At 67.0% G+C, this 22,659-nt stretch carries 18 protein-coding genes; 8 read left to right on the top strand and 10 right to left on the bottom strand.

Features of this window, described 5'->3' with window-relative positions; genetic code table 11:
- On the top strand, window positions 1-1,275 hold a 1,275-nt coding region (locus B141_RS0135940), incomplete at its 5' end, for an HNH endonuclease signature motif containing protein (protein WP_020580014.1).
- A 50-nt stretch (window positions 1,276-1,325) separates the two neighbouring features.
- On the opposite strand, the gene B141_RS44685 is transcribed toward B141_RS0135940, so the two are convergent.
- The 3 genes from B141_RS44685 to B141_RS0135955 form a co-directional block, all read right to left on the bottom strand.
- A complete protein-coding gene (locus tag B141_RS44685) occupies window positions 1,326-2,078 on the bottom strand; it encodes a phytanoyl-CoA dioxygenase family protein (RefSeq protein WP_020580015.1) in 753 nt (250 codons plus the stop codon).
- A 104-nt stretch (window positions 2,079-2,182) separates the two neighbouring features.
- Window positions 2,183-3,082: a siderophore-interacting protein gene (locus B141_RS0135950; RefSeq protein ID WP_020580016.1), complete on the bottom strand. Its 900-nt coding sequence runs from the start codon at window positions 3,080-3,082 to the stop codon at window positions 2,183-2,185.
- 40 nt (window positions 3,083-3,122) lie between these two features.
- Window positions 3,123-4,163 carry an ABC transporter substrate-binding protein gene (locus B141_RS0135955; protein WP_020580017.1) on the bottom strand — a complete coding sequence of 347 codons (1,041 nt, stop codon included), beginning with the start codon at window positions 4,161-4,163 and terminating at the stop codon, window positions 3,123-3,125.
- Between the two features lie 390 nt (window positions 4,164-4,553).
- Between B141_RS0135955 and B141_RS0135960 the strand changes: the two genes are divergently transcribed.
- The 5 genes from B141_RS0135960 (at window position 4,554) to B141_RS0135980 (ending at window position 12,370) form a co-directional block, all read left to right on the top strand.
- Window positions 4,554-5,486 (top strand): carbohydrate ABC transporter permease, encoded by a 933-nt coding sequence (locus tag B141_RS0135960; RefSeq protein WP_020580018.1) that lies wholly within the window; start codon window positions 4,554-4,556, stop codon window positions 5,484-5,486.
- Between the two features lie 26 nt (window positions 5,487-5,512).
- Window positions 5,513-6,391: a carbohydrate ABC transporter permease gene (locus B141_RS0135965; RefSeq protein WP_020580019.1), complete on the top strand. Its 879-nt coding sequence runs from the start codon at window positions 5,513-5,515 to the stop codon at window positions 6,389-6,391.
- Window positions 6,392-6,426: 35 nt separating this feature from the next.
- Complete coding sequence (locus B141_RS0135970) at window positions 6,427-9,621, top strand: heparinase II/III domain-containing protein (protein WP_020580020.1); 3,195 nt, start codon at window positions 6,427-6,429, stop codon at window positions 9,619-9,621.
- Between the two features lie 76 nt (window positions 9,622-9,697).
- Window positions 9,698-11,011 carry an ABC transporter substrate-binding protein gene (locus B141_RS44690; RefSeq protein ID WP_020580021.1) on the top strand — a complete coding sequence of 438 codons (1,314 nt, stop codon included), beginning with the start codon at window positions 9,698-9,700 and terminating at the stop codon, window positions 11,009-11,011.
- Between the two features lie 72 nt (window positions 11,012-11,083).
- The gene (locus tag B141_RS0135980; RefSeq protein ID WP_202806046.1) at window positions 11,084-12,370 is read left to right on the top strand and encodes an aspartate aminotransferase family protein; all 1,287 of its coding nucleotides are present in this window, start codon (window positions 11,084-11,086) and stop codon (window positions 12,368-12,370) included.
- Here the strand turns inward: B141_RS0135980 and B141_RS44695 are convergent.
- The 7 genes from B141_RS44695 to B141_RS0136015 all read right to left on the bottom strand — a co-directional run bounded on the left by B141_RS44695 (window position 12,292) and on the right by B141_RS0136015 (window position 20,290).
- Complete coding sequence (locus B141_RS44695; protein WP_157181559.1) at window positions 12,292-13,182, bottom strand: IclR family transcriptional regulator; 891 nt, start codon at window positions 13,180-13,182, stop codon at window positions 12,292-12,294. The genes B141_RS0135980 and B141_RS44695 overlap by 79 nt on opposite strands.
- A gap of 74 nt (window positions 13,183-13,256) precedes the next feature.
- Window positions 13,257-15,014: an oligopeptide/dipeptide ABC transporter ATP-binding protein gene (locus B141_RS44700; protein ID WP_020580024.1), complete on the bottom strand. Its 1,758-nt coding sequence runs from the start codon at window positions 15,012-15,014 to the stop codon at window positions 13,257-13,259.
- Window positions 15,015-15,016: 2 nt separating this feature from the next.
- Window positions 15,017-15,892, bottom strand: coding sequence for an ABC transporter permease (locus tag B141_RS0135995; RefSeq protein WP_020580025.1), 876 nt, complete (start codon window positions 15,890-15,892; stop codon window positions 15,017-15,019).
- Entirely contained in the window at window positions 15,889-16,863 is a 975-nt protein-coding gene (locus B141_RS0136000; RefSeq protein ID WP_020580026.1) for an ABC transporter permease, read from the bottom strand. The genes B141_RS0135995 and B141_RS0136000 overlap by 4 nt, the downstream gene beginning before the upstream one ends.
- Window positions 16,863-18,515 carry an ABC transporter substrate-binding protein gene (locus B141_RS44705; protein ID WP_020580027.1) on the bottom strand — a complete coding sequence of 551 codons (1,653 nt, stop codon included), beginning with the start codon at window positions 18,513-18,515 and terminating at the stop codon, window positions 16,863-16,865. The genes B141_RS0136000 and B141_RS44705 overlap by 1 nt, the downstream gene beginning before the upstream one ends.
- Window positions 18,516-18,645: 130 nt before the next feature.
- Window positions 18,646-18,987, bottom strand: coding sequence for a hypothetical protein (locus B141_RS0136010; protein WP_020580028.1), 342 nt, complete (start codon window positions 18,985-18,987; stop codon window positions 18,646-18,648).
- A 112-nt stretch (window positions 18,988-19,099) separates the two neighbouring features.
- On the bottom strand, window positions 19,100-20,290 hold the full coding sequence (locus B141_RS0136015; protein WP_020580029.1) for a glycoside hydrolase family 76 protein: 1,191 nt from the start codon (window positions 20,288-20,290) through the stop codon (window positions 19,100-19,102).
- Between the two features lie 337 nt (window positions 20,291-20,627).
- On the opposite strand from B141_RS0136015, the gene B141_RS0136020 reads away from it, so the two are divergent.
- Entirely contained in the window at window positions 20,628-21,773 is a 1,146-nt protein-coding gene (locus B141_RS0136020; RefSeq protein ID WP_020580030.1) for a LacI family DNA-binding transcriptional regulator, read from the top strand.
- A gap of 572 nt (window positions 21,774-22,345) precedes the next feature.
- Window positions 22,346-22,597, top strand: coding sequence for a hypothetical protein (locus B141_RS52010; protein WP_020580031.1), 252 nt, complete (start codon window positions 22,346-22,348; stop codon window positions 22,595-22,597).
- Window positions 22,598-22,659: the final 62 nt, after the last annotated feature.

Here is a 22,659-nt window from a genome sequence, read left to right on the forward strand (position 1 = left end):
GCGGGCCGGCACCCGTTCTCGGTGCTGGTCGAACGGATACGTGTCCGCCTCGCCGAGGAGTCTGGTGCGCCGTTGTGGTCGACTCCAGGGGACGAGCTCACCGACCTGCTGGTCAGTCTTGAAGCTCTCTCGGCGCAGCTCGAGGCGGTCCAGCTGCAGGTGATCCGCGAGGCGGACCGGCGTGACCTGGGTGCCAGTGTCGGTGCGACGGGTACGGCGGCGTTGTTGTCGTCGCTGCTGCGGATGCGCCCCGAACACGCGCGGGCGGCAGTGAAGCTGGCCAACGACCTGGACACCGTGCTCCCGCTTGTGCAGTTGGCGTTGAACGCGGGCGAGATCAGCGCCGATCACGCCCGCGTGATCTCGAAAGCGATCCGTGACCTGCCCAAAGAAGCCGGCCAGGAGACCCGTGCCGAGGCTGAGCAGGTGCTGGTCGAGCACGCCCGGGTGTTCGACCCCAAAGACCTGGCAGGCCTGGGGCGGGCGGTGTTGAATGCGGTCGACCCCGATCTTGCCGACAAGGTGTTGGCGAAGAAGCTCGCGGAAGAAGAAGCCAAAGCTGCCCGGCGGTGCGAGTTGTCGCTGTACGACGACCCGGACGGATCCGGCACCCACATCCGCGGGAAACTGGACCCGATTGCGGCCGACCGGTTCCGCACCGCCATCGAGCCCCTGTCCAAACCAATGCCCACCACCGCGGACGGGCTGGACCCCCGCAGCCCGGCGCAACGCAGAGGCGGCGCGCTCGACGAACTCATCCGCCGCTACCTCGACTCCGGCGTCTCCCCCTCGCAGGGTGGGGAGAAGCCGCACATCGTCGTCACCATCACCGACGAGAACCTCGTCAACGGCACCGGACTCGGCAGGCTGCTGCGTACCGGCACCTACGTCTCGGCCCGCACGGTGCAGGAATGGGCCTGCGACGCGAAGATCAGCTGGTTCGGCATCCGCGACGGCGAAGTCGCCCTCTCCGACGGCACCAGATTCTTCACCGGACGCCTCCGCAAACTGCTGGAGCTACGCGATCGGGGTTGCGCGTTCCCCGGCTGTGATCGGCCACCGGCGTGGTGCGACGGGCACCACCTCAGGTCGTGGCTGGAAGGCGGGCCGACCACGTTGGCGAACGGGGTGTTGTTGTGCCCTTACCACCATCGCCTCATCCACCAAGGCACCTGGCAAGTCCAGATTGCGGCCGACGGCGTACCCGAATTCATCCCACCCGAATGGATCGACCCCAACCGCAACCCCATCCGCAACAACCGACTCCGAACCTGACAGATACGGAGCGGTAGAGATTCACCGGGCCGCCCTCCAGCCATAGGCGGCTACCTGGGGGCGGTGCTGCGGCTTCGATAGCGCGCGTTGGGTGGTTCGAGGATGGCTCGTTGCTGCGGAGTGAGGTCGGGGTAGTCGCCGGCAAGGGGGTATTCCGCCGACCACGACACCGCCGCGGGGCTGTATTTGTAGAACACCGTCCGGCGTTCGTCCGTACCTCGCCAGGGCAGTGTGCCGTGGACGAGAGCCTCGGTAAAGAGGATCGCCGTCCCGGCCGGACCAGTCACCCGGCGCACACACGGGTGAATGTCAGCCAGCTGTTTCCACGCGCCAGGGAAGGCGAACGAACTCTTGTGGCTGCCTGGTACGCACGCGAACCCACCGTCCTCCGGACCGACATCCTTGAGATTGAAGGCCACCGCGACGAGCCCGCTGTGTATCTGGCCGTTCTGCACGGTGTAGTACTCCGAGGAGCGAAACGGAACCGCGCCACCATGGAGCATCGTGCCGATCGGACCATCCCCTGACCGGATGACGTCGAGGTAGGTGTGGTCGAGCCGGAAGTCTGATCCCAGGACCTCCATGAGTACGTCATGGACGCTCGGCAGATCGATGAGTTCCCGAAAGACCGCGTCCCGCTCGAGAATTCTGCCGAATCGATGGGTACACATCTCCGGATCGGTTTCCTGCGCGATCGCCTCGTCAACAACCTGGTTGATGCGTTCCAGCGAGGTTGGAGAAAGAGCGTCCGGGATGGTCAGATATCCCTGGAGGTCGAACAGATAGCGATCCTCTTCGTTCACGTCGAAACCTTCCGCGTGTCCTTGGCGCCCGTCCTCCCGATCGTGCCACCGTCCGCAGCGCCTTGAACCCGCGGCGGGTGGCCAGTTCCGCCCCGTAGCGCGCGTCAGTCGTTCTCACGTGGGGTTGTGCCGGAGACGGCCTCGGCGACGAGTTCTTCGTCGGTGGCACCCAGGCGCCAGTAGCCGGTGAAGGTGACCTGGCGACGGTCGAAGCCGCGGCCGCAGACGAGGTGCCTTCGCAGCGCGCGCACCGCACCCGCCTCGCCCGCGATCCAAACGTACGGCGTTCCAGACGGCAACACGGCCGCGCGCACCGCGTCGACCACCAGGTTGGTACGCCGGCCGGTGGCGCCCTCACGAACCAACCAGGTGACCTCGGCGTCGGCCCTCATCGGCAGGGTACGGATGTCTCCGGGCGTCGCCACCTCGATCCAGGCCCGGACCGGAACGCCGGCCGGCAGCCAGGCAAGGATTCCGGCCACCGCTGGCTGGGCCGTCTCGTCGGCGCTGAGGAGTATCCACTGCGTCTGCGCGGGTGGGCGGAAGTCGATGCCCGCGTTGTCCTCGACCACCGGGGCCAGGACAGTGACGCGATCGCCAGGGCGGGCCCGCGCGGCCCACCGCGACGCTGGGCCGTTGTCACCGTGCAGGGCGAAGTCGATGTCGAGTTCGGGGGGTTCCCGGCGCTGCTCGCTCACGGTGTACGAACGCATGATGCCGCGTACGGCCGGATCCATCGCGCGCCACTGCGCGAACCACTGATCGCCGGATTCGGTTGGTACGACCGGCGCGGCTTGACCGGCATGGGGCAGGAACAGCTTGATGCGCTGGTCGCGGCCGCCGGTGGTGAGGTCGTCAAGGCCACCGCCGAAGGTGACCCTGACCATCGTGGGACCGAGGCGTTCCCGACGGACGACCCGCAGATCGAAGAATCGGAACGGTACGGCGGCTCTGGCTTTCGTGCGGGTGCTGGCATTTGTGGGAGTGCTGGTGGCGGGGGCCATGTCGGGCCGGCCTCCTTCCGGGGAGGGTTGCTCCCTCGCGTCAGTGAAGCTTCCGGGCGCGCTTGATGGCCGCGGCGAGGGACTCGAGGAGAGGCGCGCAGCCCGCGTAGGAGAAACGGGGTTCGGTCACCCAGCTGATCACCTGGCCGGCCTTCACGGCGGGGAGTGTCGTCCAGGTTGGCTGGGACCGAAGATCCTTCGGCTGCAGGGCCGAGCCGCGGTTGTCGAGCATGATGAGGTCGGCGGGGTACTTCCCGGCGTTCTCCCAACTCAACGTCTCGAAGAAGCCTCTCGCGTCGAGGTTCTCCGGCATCACCAGGTTGACGCCGAGTTCCTTGAAGTAGCGCAGGTCCGCGGACGGGTCGGGGGAGGAGGCGTAGAACTTCCCGGGGTCGGCCGACGCCGCCATCACGGTGAGACCGCCGCTGGCGCGCGCCGCCTCCCGCAGCGCCGTGGACGCCTCGTCGAAGCGGCGGCGCGCACCGGCCACCCGCTCGGACTCGAGGTCGGCACCAAGAGCCTTGGCGAGTTCGGCATGGCGCCGGAGTGGTTCGGGGAGGGACACGTCGGCGACCTGCAGTCCGATGCTCGGCACGAGCGCGAGGATCTTGTCCTTGCTCTCGTCCGGGACGTACCAGAGGGTGTCCTTGAGGTACATGCTCGAGACCAGGAGATCTGGCTCCAGCGCGGCGTACTTCTCGATGTTGAACTCGCCCCAGGTGTTGCCGACGATCCCGACCTCGTTGAGGTCGAGGTCTCCGGCCTGGACGTCCGCCCGGCCGTCCTTGGTCCTGGTCGGGCCGAAGACGCCCGCACACTCGATGCCGTAGTCGTGGAGCGCCGCGGCGGTGCCGACAAACGCGACGACGTTCTCGGGGGTCTTCGGCGTCCTGACGGTCGTGCCGCGGTCGTCCTTGAAGGTCCAGCCGGTGGCGGCCGATGGGCTGGCGGACTGCTGCTGCGCGGCGCGGTCACCGCAGCCGCTGACCGCGGTGCCGACTCCCAGTGCGCCGAGTCCGAGGGCGCTGCCCGCGGCGAGGAGACGGCGGCGGGAGAGCTGACGGGCACCGGGGTACGACATTGGGGACCTTCCAACGGGCTGGGCGTACGACAGACAGGGCGCATGACAGGCAGGGCGGATGTCAGGCAGGGCGGATGTCAGGCAGGGCTCACCGGGGCATCCACCGGACTCACTTGAAAATAGGTTAGCCTAACCAAACCTAGGTCTGTCCACTCTTGTGTCGACTGAGGTCCACCGTCCGCCCCGCCGTCCGGTGCTGGACGGCGTCGAGATGACGGGCGTGTTATCGCCGCCGACGAGTTCGCCGACTGACCGTATTGAGAAACACCTGATCCTTGTGGAGAAACGGCTCGGCTCCTACCATGATCGCGTTCTCGGCTTCCCCTTGGCCCACGTTGCCGGTCGCCAGAAACTTCGACAACTGGCATCCCGACGGTTGGAGGGTGGGAAATGCCCGGACCGATGGTGAAGGCTCGGCGTCGCCGGCAGCCCAGTCCGTTCGACCGCGCCCGTGGCCGCGCGATGGGCGCGTTCCTCGTTCCGGCCCTCGTGGTGTATCTCGGGCTGGTGATCGCGCCGACCGTGCTGACGGTCTGGATCAGCTTCAACCGATGGGCCGGGGCGGGGCCGATGGATTTCGTGGGCGTGGCCAACTACCGCCTGATGCTGCAGGATCCCGCGTTCCGCCGGTCGTTCGTCAATACGGCCGTCATCCTGCTCGTCGTCGGGGCAGGGACCTTTCTCATCGCGTTCGTGCTCACGATGCTGCTCCAGGACATGCTGGGACGGCGGTTCGTCCGTGCCGTGGTCTTCTTTCCCAGCCTGCTGCCCGGGCTGGTGATCGCCATCCTCTGGGGCTTTCTGTTCGACCCTGACGGGCTTGTCAACCACGTGCTGTCGTTCCTCGGGATCGAGCACCCACCGTTGTGGCTCTCGGAGGATCACCTCTTCAGCACAGTGATGGCGGGAAAGGTGTGGCTGAGCGCCGGCACCTACACCGTCATCTTCATGGCGGCGGCCGACCGCATACCTCGCTATTTCTACGAAGCGGCCGATCTGGACGGCGCGAATGCCGTCCAGCGGTTCCGGCACGTCACCCTTCCGTTGATGGGAAGCGTGACCGGCGTGTGTGCGGTGCTGTGGTCGATCGCCGCGCTGAAGTCGTTCGAATTCATGCTGGTGTTCTCGGGAGCCACGGGTCAACTTCCACCGGTCAGCATCTGGACCTTCGCGTTGTACAGCTATGCGACGGCGTTCTCGCCCGACTCCACCGCGGGATACGGCGTGGCGTCGGCCAGCGCCGTCATCACCCTGATCCTCACCGTCGCCCTGACCGTGCTTGTCCGTCAGGTCCTCACCAGACGCGTCCAGGTTGAGTACTGAACGCCGATGCTCAGGAACGGGATCTCATGATGGCAGCCAGCGACGTCGCCGCGGAAAACCAGTCGTGGCGCCCCGCCAGGAGAGGATCCGGCGGGCTCACTGTCGTACTGGTGCCGGCTGCCTGGTCGCTGGCGATCTTCGATCTCTTCGTCGTGGCCTGGTTGTTCGTCAACTCGTTGAAGACGACGCCTGAGATCTTCCAGAATCCCTGGGGCCTTCCCGACAAGCCGCAGTGGCGCAACTATCTAGACGCGTGGAACACCGCGCACTTCGGGGAGGGCGTACTCAACTCCCTGATTCTCGTGGTCGCGAGCGGTGCCGGCACGTTGCTGCTGGCGGCGCCGGCGGCGTACGCCCTGACGAGGTTCAGGTGGCGATGGTCTGGTGCGGTCACGGTGTTCTTCGCGATGGGCTTGGGCGTGCCGGCGCAGTCGTTGTTCATTCCGTTGTACGTCGGGATGGACCGGCTCGGGCTGGTCAACACGCTGTGGGGCCTCCTCCTGGTCTACACCGCGACCAACCTGCCGTTCGCGGTGTTCTTCCTCACCGCGTTCTTCGCCTCCCTGCCGTACGAACTCGAGGAGGCCGCGGCCCTGGACGGCGCGGGTCCGGGATACACGTTCTGGCGCATCATGCTGCCGCTCACCCGATCGGGTCCGCTGACGTTGTTCGTCCTGCAGGCGATCGGGGACTGGGGCGAGACGTTCTTCGCGCTCGTCTTCCTGCAGGACAAGAAGACCATCTCCCTCGCGCTCCTGAACTTCACCCAGACGATGCAGTACACCGGCGCGGAATGGTCGGTGCTGTTCGCCGGCATCTGCATCATCGTGATCCCGCTCATCCTGCTCTACCTGTGGATGGGTAGCCGACTGATCGAAGGTATCGCCGCTGGCTACGGCAAATAGTGCACACACCAGTTCAGTTCTGGAAGGGGCGTGACATGGCGACGTACGAAGAGCGACCGGCCGCACCCGAGCCCGGCATCGGACGGCGAACCCTCCTCACCGGCTCGCTTGGTCTCACCGGGGCGCTGGGCCTGGTCTCCTCAGGACTGATCGACGCGATGACCTCACCGCGGGGTCCGGCCGTCGCGGCGGCCGCCATGGCCGCGCCGACGGCCCCGACGAAGTCCGCGCCCACCTTCTATACCGCACCGAAGATCAGCGCGGTCCGCCATAACGTGGCGACCTTCGAATGGGCGCGCGCCCTTCGCGACGACGCGGTGGCCAAGGCGGATCTCCTGCTGGCCAAGGGCGATGAGTGGATCTGGAACCTGGTGACCACGCAGGCGCTGCCGCGAAGCCATGATGTCAACACCAGGCTCGGCTCCCCGGTCAGCGGCACCGACATCTACGAGTTCGGCAACTATCCATGGACAGGCGATCCGCTCCGGGATCCGTGGAAGATCGTGGACCCGGCAGTGGATCCCGGCGGCGGACTGCCGAGAAAGTTCCCGACGAACGACTTCGCCGCCTATTACCGCAGCGGGATCGACGCCCAGGGAAACTTCGTTCCCGAGCGAGCCGACCGGTCGTTGCTGGTGAATGTGCTCTATCCCGAGCGTGGGCCGACGTGGGGAGTGGACGACGGCTACGGCTGGATCGACCCGGACGGAAACCGCTGGACGTTCGTGGCCTACTACAACCATTGGTTCCAGTGGCTCAACGAGCTTGGCGGGCAAGGTCTGGTTGGCACCGGCGTGAAGGCGTTCAGGGACGCGTTTCTCTACACCGGGGAGCTGAAGTACGCGCACGCGGGCATCATCCTGCTGGACCGGATCGCCGACGTCTATCCGTCGCTCCACCTCGACCCCTATCCGGCGTCGCGATTCCCCAACGGTCATGGGGGCACCGGCAAGGGCAAGGCCGTCGGCTCGATCTGGGAGTCCTGGCCATCTGAGGACTACTGCCGTGCCTACGACGTCTTCTATCCCGCACTGGCGACTGCCGACGACGCCGGGGTCGTGGCGTTCCTGCGTGCACAGGCGGAGAAGTACGGCCTCCGAGCAAAGGATTCCGTCGAGGCGATCCGGATCAACATCGAGAACGGCATTCTTCGCACGATCTATCCCGCGGTCCAAGCGGCCGAGATCCGGGGAAACTTCGGCATGCACCAGTCGGCGCTGGCGATGGCGGCGGTTGTTCTCGGCGATTCCACCGAGTCGCAGGAGTGGATCAACTTCGTCTTCCGGCCGGGCGGGCTCGTCCGTGATCCGAACTGGCGGGTGACCGGCGGCGATGTGATGGCCAAGCTGGTGAACGACCTTGATCACGATGGTTGCGGCACGGAGGCGTCGCCCGCCTACAACCGGATCTGGTTGATCCAGACCCGCGAGGTCGCTGACGTGCTGGTGGCAGATGAGCGGACGAACCTCTATCGCCACGCGAAGGTCGAGAAGCTCTTCGACTGCGTACATCCGTTCACGATGCTCAACAGATATGTCCCCAGCATCGGAGACACCGGAAAGACCGGCGAGCCGACTCTCTTTCTCACCGCGAACGACTACGTGCGGGCGTTCGAGCAGTACCCCAAGCAGGAATTCGCGCAGATGGCGTACCTCTGCAACGGCAACACGACCGACGGGTTGTACGCCGACATCACCAGCCTCGACGTCACGGCGACGCAGAACGCCATCGCGCGGATCATCGAGGAGAAGGGTGAACTCAAGCTCCCGAGCGCTAACCTCACCGGATTCGGGTTCGCCGCACTGCGCGCCGGCGCCGGATCGAACCGCCGAGAGCTGTGGATCTACTACGGCCGCACCTACAACCACGGGCACGCCGACGCGCTGAATCTCGGAATGTACGCCGGGGGAGTCGACATTCTCCCCGATCTCGGATACCCCGAATTCACCGGGAGCAACGCGCGCCGGCTCGAGTGGAGCAGCAACACGATCGCCCACAACACCGTGATCGTCGACGCGCAGACCCAGGAACAACAGGACATCGCTCGGGCGGGCGGCTTCGCGGCAACAGAGCGGGTGCAGTACGTCGATGTCGCCGCACCGAAGGCCTACTCACAGACCAGCGTCTATCGACGCAGCAGCGCACTCGTCACCGTGGACGCGCAGCGGTCTTATGCCGTCGACATCTTCCGGGTGGTTGGTGGCACCGACCATCACTTCAGCTTCCACGCCGCCGAAGGGCCCGCCACCGTCACAGGTCGAACGATGACGCCGCAACCGACGGGCACCTACGCCGGCCCGGACGTCTACCCACCGGATGACTTCGCTCGGCCCCGGCCGCGGGCCAGCGGTTTCGACTGGTTGCCAAACGTGGAACGCGCCGACGGGGCGGGCGGGCAGTTCGCGGTCGACTGGGCGATCCGGGACACCTGGAACGTCCACGACCCCGACCCGGACCTGCATCTGCGGCTCACGATGCTCAACCAGGTCGACGACATCGCGCTCGCCGACGGTATCCCGCCACGCAACAAGAAAGGTAATCCGGCGAGCCTGCGGTATCTCCTCGCACACCGTCATGGGGATGGACTCGCCAGCCAGTTCGTGTCGGTGATCGAACCCTACGTGGGCGAGCGGGCGGTCCGGCGACTGAGCACGGTGGCGGTGAGGCGCGAGGACAACGGCGACCTTCTACCGCACGAAGCCGTGGCGGTGAAGGTCGAACTCACCGACGGGCGGGTCGATTACGTGGTGAGCTCCACTCGGCCTGAGGTGAGTCTCGTTGTGGAGGACCGTTATGAGGTTCGGGGTGAGCTCACCGTATGGTCGCTGCGCTCCGGGCGGCCGGAGTACGGCTTCCAGTACAACGGCAGCAAGATCACGGCCGTGCCCAGGATCGCGGCTGGCCAGGCGGCCGTCACCGGACGGGTGTCGGCGTTCCCGCAGGGGTTGAGCAACGACAACTCCCTCACGCTCACGCTGGATCGGCCCGTCGACAAGGCGGCCGCCCTCGTGGGTGCGTACGTCCATGTCGAGAACGACGGTGTGCGCAACGCGGTCTACCGCATCACGAACGCGGAGTTGTCCGGAAACCGCACTCTGACCGTGGGAATCGGCAACGTGAGCCTGGTCCGGGGGTACGTGGATCGAAACGATCAGGGCAAGGGACTGGAGTACGACCTCGACGTCGGCGCGCGGGCGCGCATTCCCCTCACTCGGGAGTGGTTGGCGTAGCCCGGGCGTACCAGACGCGAACCCGTCGTCTCTTTCTTGGATGACCGATTGACAAACAGAGGTGGTGAGCACTGGCATGGGAAGGTTGTCAAGGCGACGTTTCGTCGCTGTTGCCGCGGCGGGCGCGGTCACCGCATGGGGTGCGTCGGCGTGTGGGGACTCGCAGCCGTCGACGCGCTCGGGATCGAAGTCAAAGGAATTCACCCTGTGGAGCTTCTGGTCCGAGGGTGAGCCCAACCAATTGGTTCTTGCCGAAGCGATCAAGGATTTCACCAGCGCCACCGGGGTCAGGGTCAAGCCCCAGTGGAAGGGCCGCAACGCGATGCAGGCGCTCCTTCCGGCGCTCAACACCCAGAACGTTCCGGCGGACATCATCGAGGGCAATGGCAGCCAGCTCACGACGATCTTCGCGCCCACGGGTCAGGCGATGGATCTGGCCGAGGTCTACGCGGCGAAGGTTCCGGGCGAGAGCGGCACCGTCGCCGACGTGGTGGGTGCGGCGTACAAGGGGATCGGCACCTCCGACGACGGCGTGCTGGCGATGGTGCCTTACCAGGTGTCGACGTACGCGTGGTTCTATGACGGCAAGGCGTTTCCGGAGCTGGCGTCCCAACCACCGCAAACCTGGGAGGACTTCACCGCGCTGCTGGACGAGCAGAAGGCGAAGAAACGCCGGCCGGTGGCACAGGACGGCAGCGTTCCGGGCTACAACGCCTACTACATCCAGCATTTCGCTCGGGCCCTTGCCGGTGACGAGGCCTGGGTCGCGGCGTTCACTGACCGCACCGGTGAAGCCTGGCGCGGTGCCGAGTTCCGCAAGGCCGCGGAGCATGTCGAGAGGTTCGCGAAGGCGGACTACTTCCTGGCCGGCTTCAACGCGAGCAAGTTTCCGGCCATGCAGCAGAAATGGGCGGCCGGCGAGTCCGACTTCCTGTTCGGTGGCACCTGGCTTCCTCGGGAGACGCAGCCGTACGCCAAGAAGGGATTCGAGTACGTCTCGTTTCCGTTCCCTTCCGTGGAGGGGAAGCAGCCGACCCTGAACGTCGCGACCTTCGGCTTCGGTATACCCAAGAAGGCAAAGAACGCTGAGCCGGCGAAGGAGTTCATCGCGTTCTTCCTGCAGAAGAAGTACCAGGACAAGATAGCGAGCGTCGCCAAGGAGATGTCCGTACGCACGGATGTAAAGGCGGCGCCCATCGTGGCTTTGGCCAAGCAGAGCTTGGACTCCGGACACGTCAACCGCGCCCGTACACCACCGGAGTTTAGCGACTTCTCCGCCAAGGTTCTGAGTCCACTCAACGACCGGCTGCTCTTCGGCACGATCACCGCGGAGGAGTTCAGCACCGGCATGGTCACCGCCGCCGCGAAGTTCTGGAAGGCACGCCGCTAGGGCGTGCTTCCCGAAGTGCGCCCGTGAAGCAAGCCCTAGGACCTTTCAGGCTCTGAGGGAAGGGAGATACGCGTGCGAGTGATAACGGAATGGCCGGCATCGGCGCGGGCCTGGGAACGCTGCCGGCAGAGCCTGGCTGGTGGGGTGAGCACCGGGTTGCGGGCGCAGATGCGTCCGCACCCGATCTTCTTCTCCCACGGCCAGGGGAGTTCGATCACGGACGTCGACGGCAACACCTACGTCGACTACGTGTTGGGTTGGGGCCCGCTGATCCTCGGGCACAGCCATCCGGGCGTGGTCGCGGCCGTGGGTGCGCAACTCCCGCAGGGCCAGACCTTCGGGTCGGGACACCTTGCGGAGTACGCCGTCGCCGAGCAGGTGTGTGCGGCGATCCCTGGTGTCGAACGCGTCCTGTGGTCCAACACCGGCACCGAGGCGGTCCAGGTGGCGCTGCGGTTGGCGCGGGCGGTGACGGGGCGCTGGAAGTTCCTGAAGTTCGAGGGCCACTACCACGGGTGGAGCGACCAGGTGCTGGTCAGCTACCAGGCGGTGGAGGAGGGCCGGCCGAAGCTCACCAGCCGGGGACAGAATCCTTCCGCCCTTGACGATGTCCTCGTCGCGCCCTGGAACGACGCCGAGCAGGTGGCCGCGCTGCTGCGCGACAGGGACGTCGCGGCGGTCATCTGTGAGCCGGTGCTCTGCAACTCAGGTGTCATCCCGCCGGCGGACGGCTTTCTCGCGCGACTACGGGAGGTCTGTGACGAGACCGGCACCATCCTGGTGTTCGACGAGGTCATCACCGGTTTCCGGCTGGCGTACGGCGGCGCGGTGGAGAGGTACGCCGTACGCCCGGATCTGGTCGTCCTCGGAAAGGCCATCGCGGGCGGTTTCCCGCTGTCGGCGGTCGGTGGGCGGGCCGACATTGTGGACCAGGTCACCGAGGGTGTCGTGCATGCCGGGACGTTCAACGGCAACCCGATCGTGCTCGCGGCGGCGTCGGCGACCCTGGGCGAGCTGCGCCGCGACGGGGTGTATGACGTTCTGGAGAAGCGCGCCGCGACCCTGGCTGATGGTTTCGCCGCGTCGCTACGGGGCCACGGTGTCGCCGCCGCCGTGCATCACGTGGGTCCGGTCGTGCAGTGTTCGCCGGGTGTGGTGCGAGTCGGCTCACTCGCGGATTTCCTTGCCGCGGACTGGGAGTTCTACGACGCCCTCAGCGTCGAACTCCTGCGCCGCGGTGTGTTCGTACTCCCGCGCGGTCGGTGGTATCTCTCCACCGCTCACGATGACCGGGATGTTGCCGACACCCTTGCGGCGTTTGACGCGGCGGTGGAGGCGGTGGTGCGCGACCGGGACTGACCACCCGCCTGTTCACGTGGTCGAACGTCATGCCAGCCGTCCGGGCCGGACCGATGGCCGAGCCGGCTCGAGCAGCTGCTGGCGGCGTCAACGACCGCGGCGGCCATCCGGGCGAGGAGCGCGTCGTCCAGGCGGGTGTCGGGTGCGGCCACGCTGATCGCCGCGACCACCCGACCCTGCCGGTCGAGGACGGGAGCGGCAACACAGGACACGCCCGCTTCGTTCTCGCCCCGGTCGAGTGCGTAACCGCACTGGCGTACGTCGGTGAGGTCGCGGCGCAGGGCGGTCAACGAGGTGATGGTGCGAGGGGTACGAGCCGTGAGCCGCCTCGGCAACCGGTCGCGCCAGTCGTTGCCGGGCAGCGCGGCGAGCATGGCCTTGCCCACCGCCGTGGAATACATCGGGTCGCGGGAACCCAGCCGGGCCTGCATCCGCAGCGCCCGGGTGCTCTCGATCATCTCCAGGTAGACGACGGCCCGGCCGTCGGGTACGGCCAGGTTGACGGTCTCGTCGAAGGCGCGGTGCAGCGTGCGCATCGCGGGGAGCGCGAGCTCGCGCAGCTGGGACTGGTCGCCGGAGAGCTGGCCGAGATCCCATACCAGTAAGCCGATGCGGTAGGTGTCGGTCTCGGCGTCGTGGGTGGCGAACCCGGTCGCCCGGAGGGTCCGGAGGTATTTGAACGTCGTGCTCTTGGGGAGCCCGACGAGCTGGCAGACCTCGCCAAGGGTGAGCGCGCGGCCGGCCTCGCCGAGGCAGCGAAGGACCTGAAGCGCCTTGTAGACCGGCTTGACGATGTAGTCCGCCTCTGCCATCTGGGACACCCCGCCATCTCGTCCAGAGGAACCCACGAGCTCCGTTCCCGAAAGGAACACAGAGCCCCATCTGGTCAGAGGGTACGCCGGCGGCCCGCCTCCACGAGTTCGGCGGTGTAGGTGTGCTCGGGTTCCGTGACGATGCGGGCGGGTGGACCGGTGTCGACAACCTCGCCTTGACGCAGCACGACCAGCCGGTCACAGGCATGCATCGCCTCGCCAAGGTCGTGGGTGATGAAGAGCACCGCGAGTTGGCGTTCGGTGGCGAGCCGGCGCAGCGTGGTGGCGATCCCCGCCCGGGTGGAGACGTCGAGCATCGAGGTGGCTTCGTCGGCGATGAGGAGGATCGGGTCGGCGACGAGGGCACGAGCGATCGCGACCCGCTGGCGCTGCCCACCCGAGAGCCGTGCCGGCAGCCGGCGTAGGAACTCCTCGTCGGTCGGGAGGCCGGCGGCGGACAGGGCTGATGCGCTCCGCTCGTTCCACTGGTCGCGGGGGACAGCGCCGAGCTTGAGGGGTTCGGCGATCAACGCGCGGACGTTCATGCCCGGATGCAGGGAGGCGTATGGATCCTGGTGGACGAACCCGACGCGCCGCTGGGTCGCCCGTAACCGGCGACCGCGCAGAGTGGTGATCTCCACCCCGTCAATCTCGGCTTGCCCACTGGTCGGCGCCTGTAGGCCAAGGAGGACACGTCCCATGGTGGTCTTGCCCGAGCCGCTTTCGCCCACCAGGCCGACGATCTCACCGCGGGCCACCGAGAGGTCGACGCCGCGCAGCGCGTGGGTCGTACGCCGCCGGCTGCGGAAGGTCACCCGCAGGTCGGACACGCGTACCAGCTGATTGGCGGCTTCCTGCGCCGGACCGCACCGGGGCACGGACGGGAATCCCGGCGCTAGGCCGTCACCTGACCGGTGGCAGGCGGAAAGGCCGGTGCCGAGTTGCACCAGCACGGGTTCGCTGTCGTGGCAGGCGTCCACGGCGACCGGGCACCTGGGCGCGAACCGGCAACCACGTAGGTCGGTGTCGAGCGGCGGCGCCGAGCCCGGGATCGCCGACCATTCCGCGTCCGGCTCGACCGACGCGGAGGCGGCGAGAAGCCCTTTGGTGTAAGGGTGGACGCACTCGTTCCGGATCACGTCGGCGGAACGGAGCTCGACCACCTTGCCGGCGTACATCACGGCCACCCGGTCGGCCCGGCGAAGCAGCGCGGGCAGGTCGTGCGAGATCACCAGGAGGGCGATGTCCTGTGTGGACCGGAGTTCGACCAGCAGATCAAGGACGCGTTCCTGGGTGATGAGATCGAGCCCGGTCGTCGGCTCGTCGGCCACGACCAGCGCCGGCTCACCGGCGAGGGCCAGCGCGATCGCGACCCGCTGCCGCATGCCGCCGGACAGCTGGTGGGGGTACGCCCGAAGCACCGAGGTGTCGAGGTGGACGAGTCGCACGAGCTCCCGGGCGCGGGCGGTGGCGGCCGGCCGCGACGCGGTTGTGTGCAGGCGGACCGCCTCGACCAGCTGCGCCTCGATCCGGTGGACGGGCGACAGTCCACCCATCGCTCCCTGCGGGATGGCGCCGATGCGGTTGCCACGCAGGGAACGCCAGCCGGATTCGGGCCGGCCGACCAACTCCGTGCCGTCGAACCGCGCGGAGCCGGTTGCCCAACCGCCGTCGGGCAGCAGTCCGAGCACCACCTTCGCGACGGTGGACTTGCCCGAACCGCTCTCGCCGACCAGGGCGAGCACCTCGCCGCGATCCACGCGCAGGTCCACGCCGCGGACCGCGGCCAGCCCGGCCGCGTATCCGGTGTACAGGTCGTCGATCTCGAGCATGGCTAGCGCACCTTCCGCAGCACCGGATTGATGCGTTCCTCGACCGCGACCCCGATGAGCCCGAGCGCGATGACGGTCACCGTGATGGCGAGGCCAGGCGGCAGAGGCCAGCGCGCCCACGCGTCGGTGAGGAACGCGCCGTTGGTTGAAGCCCAGAACAAACTGGTGCCCCAGCTCGGGACGGTCGGATCGCCCAGGCCGAGGAAGGACAGGCTGGCATCGGCGATCACCGCACCCATCGCGGCGCGGACGAAGACCGGAATGAGCAACGGACCGACGACGTACGACGCGTGCCGCACCAGCAGGTGCCAGGCGTTCGCACCCATCGCGCGCGCCACCTCCAGATGCGCCGACGACCAGGCCGACATGACGCCGGCCCGGATGATCCGGGCAGGCCCGGCCCAGGCGAGGACGGCGAGCAACGCGATCCGGATGCCGACCCCACGCCCGAGGAACGCCGCCGCCACGATGAGCAGCGGCAGCGTGGGCAGGGTGAGTACGACGTCGGCGAGTCGCATCAGGACGGCGTTGAGCCAGCGCGGCCCGACCGCGGCGGCGCCCCCGATCAGGGCCGCGAAGGCCGTGACGACGAGCGCCACCGCGACGCCGACGAACAACGATGCCCGCGTACCCACGATCAGCTGCGCGAAGAGGTCCTTGCCCACGTCGTCGCCGCCCAGCCAGAGACCTGGACGGGGCTCCGCCCAGGGGTCGGCGACGGGGGAGATCCCGTTGTTGGAGACGAGCAGGGGACCGACCAGCGCCATGATGAGAAGGACACTGAAGATCCCGGCGCCGACGAGTCCGGCGGGACCGAGCAGCTGACGCAGGCCGGTGCCGGACGGCGGCGGATCAGGCGACGGGTCAGGCGTGGTCATGAAGCTGCCCCCGTCCTGATCCGTGGATCGATGAGGGCGTACGTCGCATCGGCGACCGCGTTCATCACCACCACGGCGACGGTGAGGACGAGGAAGGTCGCCTGCATCAGCGGGAAGTCCCGGGCCTGGATGGCGTTGAACGTCACCCGACCAAGACCCGGATAGGCGAACACCGTCTCGACCACGAGCGCCCCACCCACCAGGAATCCCACCTCGATCATCAACACCGTGTGCACCGGGAGAAGGGCGGTGCGCAAGGCGTGCTTGCGGACCAGCCGGGCGCGGGGGACTCCCCGTGCCCGGGCGTGCTCGATGTGGTCGGAGGAGAGGACGGCGAGCATGGAGGAGCGGGTGACAAGGAAGAACTGCCCAAGCCCGGTAAGCGTGAGCGTCGCTACCGGAAGCAGCAGGTGCCGTGGCAGGCCCGCCGGGTCGTCCCAACCCTCACCCACCCCGAACGTCGGCAGCAGGCCGAGGAACGCACCGAAGACCGCGATGAGGACCATCCCCAACCAGAACGACGGGATCGAGTCGAACAGCAGGGCACTCGCGAGGAGGCCGCTGCCCTTGCCCTGCTTGCGGCGGAGGCCTCCGAACGCACCAAGGGTCACACCGATGAGGAACGTGAGCACGATGCTGCTGCCGACCAGCAGCATCGTCCACGGCAGGGCTTCGACGATCACGTCAAGGACGGGTTGCCCGTCGGCGAACGACTTCCCCAGGTCGAGGGTGAGCAGGTTGGCGAGGTACGTCAGGAACTGCTCGCCGAGCGACTTGTCCAGGCCGTACTCCGCGAGGATCCGCTGCTGGTCCTCGGTGCTCAGGACTCCGACGTTCTCGCCGCCGCCCAGCGTCTTCAAAGGCCCGCCCGGAAGCGCCCGCGGGAGGACGAAGTTGATCACCAGGGCCAGGGCGAGCACCGAGAGGTACTCGATGCCCCGGCCCACGGCGTACCGCGCTGACCGCGGCATCAGCTCACCAGGTCGACGTACGACATCTTGTTGAGGACGCCCGCGCCGTCCTGGTAGACCCAGCCGTCAAAGACGTCTTGACGGTAGGCGTACACGCCTTCGGGGTAGTAGAGCGTGACGAACGGCTTCTGCTCGGCGATCTGTTGCTGGAGCTTGCCCAGCAGGTCGAACCGCGCGTCCATGGTCGTCGCCTCGCGGACCTGGTCTGCCAACGTGTCGAGCTCGGCGTCCTTCGTGCCCGTGATGTTGAGGCGGCCCAGCTTGGTGTCTGAGTCGACGAGCGACCCCAGGGAGGTCGTGTCGAGCATGACCGGCGCCGACCAGCCCCACATGGTCAGGTCGTAGTCGCGACCGCGGGCGACGTCGTACCCCGGCCAGACCTTCGCGTCCACCGAGTCACCGTCCATCGAGGCGACCGAAACCTCGATGCCGACCTCCTTGAGCATGTCGCGGATCAACTCGGCCGCACGGATCCGTTGCGGGCTGCTCGACTGGACCAGAAGGGTGAACTTCATCGGCTTGCCCGCCAGGGTGCGGATCCCGCCGGCGCCGGGCTTGGCGCCCACCTCGTCAAGGAGCGCTTTCGCCTGCGCCGCGTCGTACACGTGGTCGACGGCCTGACCACCGGGCGCGTCAGGGTGCCAGAAGCCCGCGCTGCCGGGAGCCGCGCGGCCCTGCAGGACCGTCTTGACGAGCCGATCGACGTCGATCGCGGCGGAGATGGCCTGGCGTACCTTCGGGTTGTCGAACGGCGCGCGCTGGTTGTTGAACGCCAGCAGGGTACTGGTGAACCCTGGGCCTCGAACGACCTTGACGTTGCGCTGTTTCTCCAACCCCGCGGCCTGTTCCTCGGGCACACTGCCTGACCAGATGCTGACCTCGCCGGTCCGCAGGCCCGCCAGAGCCGTCTGGGGTTGCGGAATGATGGCGACCTTCACCGTGTCGATCTTCGGCTTGCCCATGGCGTAGTCGGCATTGGCGCTGAGCTCATAGCCCTGGTCCTTCTTGTAGGACGTGAGCTTGTAAGGCCCCGTGCCGATCGCCTGCTCGGCGGTGGCGGTCTCGGGATCGCTAATCGAGGACCAGAGGTGCTTGGGGATGATCCGCATGTCGGCGAGCAGCCGCTTGGGGAACTCCGGGTCTGCAGAGTTCAGCGTAAAGGTCACCTTGTCACCGTCGGGTGTGACGCTCTTGACAGCCTCCAGCTGCGGAGCGCTGTCGGCGACCGGGTGTTCGCGGTAGTAGCCAGCGCTGAAGACCACGTCGTCGGCGGTGAACGGCTTGCCGTCGTGCCAGGTCACGCCCCCGCGCAGGGTGAGGGTGAACTCCGTGTTGTCAGGGCTGGCCTCGATGCTCTTTGCCAGCAGCGGTTGCGGCTCGTTCTTCTCGTCGAGTTCCAGGAGCTTGTCGTAGACGAGGGCGACGAGGTTGGCGCCGGGATAGCCGGTGTTCTGGGTGTAGGGCGTCAGCGTGCCCTCGTCACCGGGCACCGCGATCGTGACGAGCTTGGCCCGTTTGGACTCGCTTGTCGCGGATCCCCGCTGGGTTGTTTCACCTTCCCCTCCTCCGCCGCAGGCGACCAGCAGCAGACCGGCCAGGGCCGCGGACGCGAGCGAGTAGGACGAACGGATGAGGGCTGCGCGTCGGAACATCCAAGCCTCCGCCGTAATCAGATCACAGGGTCACCCGCGGTGGGGTGAGAACAAAATACGGGTGGGCCGTAGGGGTATCAATCCCTGACGGCGGAGTTTCCCTGGCATTAACAAGGCGAGCGGCGAGCTCTCAGGGGTTCACCCAGCCGTGCGGGTCGTCCATGCCGGAGTCGGCGAGGAGATAGGCCACGGCGGCGGGCTCGGGTTCGTGGACCTCGAGGCCACCCCGGAAGACCCGCACCCGCACGCGGACGAGCGCGTCCGGTGGATACTCGGACGGGTCGTCGCCGAAAACGCTGACGCGACCGCCTCCGGCCAGATCCTGCGGATGGTCGATGATCCAGTCTTCGAGAATGGCTCGGGCGATGTCGGCTCCGGAGCGACCGGCGACACTGTGATCCTCGGCGGTGATCGAGGTGTGCCACCGGTCGCCCTCGAAGAGCTCGACCTGATAGGTGTACGTCTCGGCCATGCCCTGGACGCTACCAACGCGCGCGTGAGGTGGGGGTGGCCCCCACGCGGGCTTCGCCCGCCTGGGCCGCCCACCCCCACCTCAGAAGGTCAGCGCGGCACGGGAGGTGGCGTCAGGTGAGCTTTCCGTAGTTACGCGGATCCCAGGCCAGCATCGCCTCGATGCGGATCATGCCGGACTGCTCGAGGAGCGTCACCGGACGGGTGCCGGTGAAGCGGTACAACCCGGTCGCGGCATCGTGGAACCTGCGGCGGGCCTCGTCGGCGTACCACTCCATCGCCTGACGGTACGCCGGGTCCGGCTGGATCGCCTGGAGTTGCAGGAGGTTGGCGAAGAAGATGGCGTGGAAGCGCGCTGGTTGGTTGAAGTAACGTTCGTTCTGCGCGTAGAACGCCAGCGCTTTTGTGGCGGTGTCGCGGGCCTGGTCGAGGTATTTCCGCTCACCGGTCGCGCGATAGAGGAGGACACCGGCCCCGATCATCGTGCCCTGGTTGTAGGACCACTGGGTCTTCTGGATATTGCCGGCGAGGTCGACGTGGTCCCAGTACAGCCCGTTGGGGGCGAGCATGTAGGAGCGGACCCACTCGTACATCCGGATCGACCAGTCGAGATAGTACGGCTTTTTGGTCGCGAGGTAGAGGTGTAGGCCCACCTCGGCGCCGGGTGCGTTCGACACGGTGTTGCGGTCGTTGCTCCAGGTCGCCTGTGTCCAGAAAACACCGCCGGGGCACGGGTGATTGGGGTTGGTGTCCCAGCCGTAGACCACGAGGTCGAAGATCTCGGCGGCACGCTCGAGCGCCGGGCGGTCACCGTCCTCCGTCATGTAGTGGCGCTGGAGGAAGCCGAGCGCGTTCCATTCGTTGTCGTCGTAGAACTTGTCGCCGCCATGACCGGCTGGCGGGCGCAGGTAGGAGTCATAACCCGGCGGGTTCGTTCCCGCGTTCCAGTACGCCTCGAGGGCGGTGTATCGATCCGCCACGTCTTCGAGATATCGCGGACCACCGGCGCGAATACCAGCCATCGTCTGGGTCGCGATCATTGCCTGCGAGAAGGGCCAGACGTAGGACCACGGATTACCGCCTTCTCGAGGATATTCCTCAAGATAGAAGGAGGTCTGCGGGTCGTAGAAATAGCGCTGCAAGGCCGCGTAGCTCTCGTCTGCGCGTCGGGCGTACCGCACCAGACTCACCGGTAGGGGCACGCTGTCGGCGCGAGCGACGGACGCGCCAGCCATTCCGGCGGCGGCCGCGAGGCCGCCGACCAGGGCGGTACGCCGCGAGAAAGCCCGGAACTCCTGCTTCACACGATCCTCCTGAAGGTGACGGGGTCCGAGAACCGGACCGCTCCACCTGGCATCCCTGGGGTCATGCCAGTGGTGCCCTAACGTCCTCCTGACATATCAAGCTGTCAAGCAGGTTCAACCACTGTTGGCCGGCTCAGGCCGCGCCCAGCTCGTTGTCGCGGGTTTTGTCCCCATGCGGGCGGTCGCTCAGGCGGGCCTGCACGTCAGTGCACGGGATTCGGCTACGGGCTACGATGTCGAACGGCCGCACGCAATGGCCATGGTGGCTGTTCGCAGGTTGGTATATGCGGTTGGTCTGTACGGCGGATACATGCGGCGACTTCGGGGAGCGTGCGCGTTGGCCGACTCATTCTTGTACGAGCGGGTCTACGACTACGTCCTGGACGAGATACGTAGCCAAAGCCTGCGGCCCGGCGACCGGGTGCCGTCTGAGAAGGAGTTGGCTGAGCGGTTCGGCGTCAGCCGCATCACCTCCAAGCGAGCACTTGCCATGCTCGCCGAGGCCGGACTGGTCGATCGTCGGCGAGGTAAAGGCTCGTTCGTCGTGGAGGACGCGCCGCGCCTGCGGGCCCTGCGCGCCCACGGACGGACCCGACCATCGCGTACGCCTAGCCTACAAAGCTCGTCGTGCCTGGCGCTCGTGCTGCCGGACGCCTCCGACGCCTACGGCCTGGCTCTGCTGTGCGCGATCGAGGAACGCTGCGCAGAGTACGGCTACCACCTCGTGGTGCGGCGTACCCGCGACAGCCAACCCGTCGAGGAGCAGGCGATCGAGGCGCTGGCCGGTGGCGTCGCCGACGGGCTGATCGTGTTCCCGGTCCACGGTGAGTTCTACAACGCGAGTCTGGTTCGCCTGGTGCTCGATCGGTCGCCGCTGGTCCTGGTCGATCGGTACCTGCCCGGCATCCCCGCGTGCTCCGTCCACACCGACAACGTCGCGGCGGCCCAAGCGCTCACCGGCCACCTGCTCGACCAGGGACACCGCCAGATCGCATTCTTCTCACCGCCGGCGGACAAGACCTCGAGCATCGAGGAGCGGATCCGAGGGTTCGAGTCCGCGCTACGCGAACGCGGTCTCGCTCCCGCGACTGGTCGATACGTCACCGACCTCCACAGCACGTTGCCGGGTTCGGCCACCGACCGCGGCGCGGCCCTGGTGGACCGGGACCGGATCCGGGCATTCGTGGCGCGCGAGCCCGCGGTAACCGGATTCGTGGCGTGCGAATACTCCATCGCGGTCATGCTGCGGGAGGTGCTCGAGGAGCTGGGGGAGCTGGGCGAGGTCGGCGACGCCGCTGGCAGGCGCGTGATCGCGTGCTTCGACTCACCCGAGGCGGATGCGAAGGAGTTCGTTCACATCCAGCAGGACCAGCGGACGATGGGACGCCTCGCGGTCGACCTGCTGATCTCCCAACTGTCCGGTGAAAACATTCCCTCACTCACCACTGTGCCGTTCTCGCTCGTCGACCCGGCCGGCCGATAGGCGCGCCAGCCAGCACAGCTTGACGCCTTGACCTATCGCCAGCTCTTTGATGTTTCGCCGAGAGACGAACTTTTGGCCGCTGCCCGGCGCTCGCTGAATGGCGCATCCGAGTCGTCAACGTTCAAGGGCCGGGGGTGGGATGCCTGCCAACTGACTTTCTGGACCTTGATGGTCGTCAGATCTCTTGTAAATAAGGACTCTTGCAGTCATCGTCGGTTGTGACGACGATCTTGGTGGGGTAAGATCGAACGTATGAGCGACGGCGATGGTGTGCGGATCTCTCCGCTCCCGCCTGGGTTTGCTGAGATGCTTCCCGGCCCGGAGTTGGTGGCCGCGCTCGCTGGCGTCGATCGGTCTGCCTGTAACGGGTTTGAGGTGGGGGAGCTGGTCCGCGCCGGGCGGAAGGTTGCCCGCTGGGCTGAGGCGTTGAGTCTTGGCGACACGCAGGTCCTGGCGCACTGCCCGCCCTGCTTCAAAGACGATGAGGCGGAACGCTCGTCTGTGCCGGAGCCGCGGGCGGCTGAACTGTTGTCGCCGATGTTGGGTGGACCAACTACCGCAGTGATCAGTTCATGCTCATCGCCCTCGCCCTGTCTGACCTGCCGAACACCCGGCACGCGTTGGAACGCGGCGAGCTTGAGTTTTCTGAGGTTCGGACGATCGTTGACCGGCTCACCCTCCTAACCCCAGCGGATCGTGTCGCGGTGGATGCGGCGATCTTCCCTGAGGTGTTGAAACTCCGCGCCGGGCTGTTGCGGTTGCATATCGAGGCCGCGATCTTGAAGGTGAGTGCGTCACGGACGCGGGAAGGAGCCTGGATGTAGGTACGGGTTCTGGATGGCGGTGCTGTGCAGGAGATGAAGGTTGGCCCTTCGGAGTCGCCCGT

It is taken from the genome of Actinopolymorpha alba DSM 45243, assembly GCF_000373925.1.
Taxonomy (GTDB): domain Bacteria; phylum Actinomycetota; class Actinomycetes; order Propionibacteriales; family Actinopolymorphaceae; genus Actinopolymorpha; species Actinopolymorpha alba.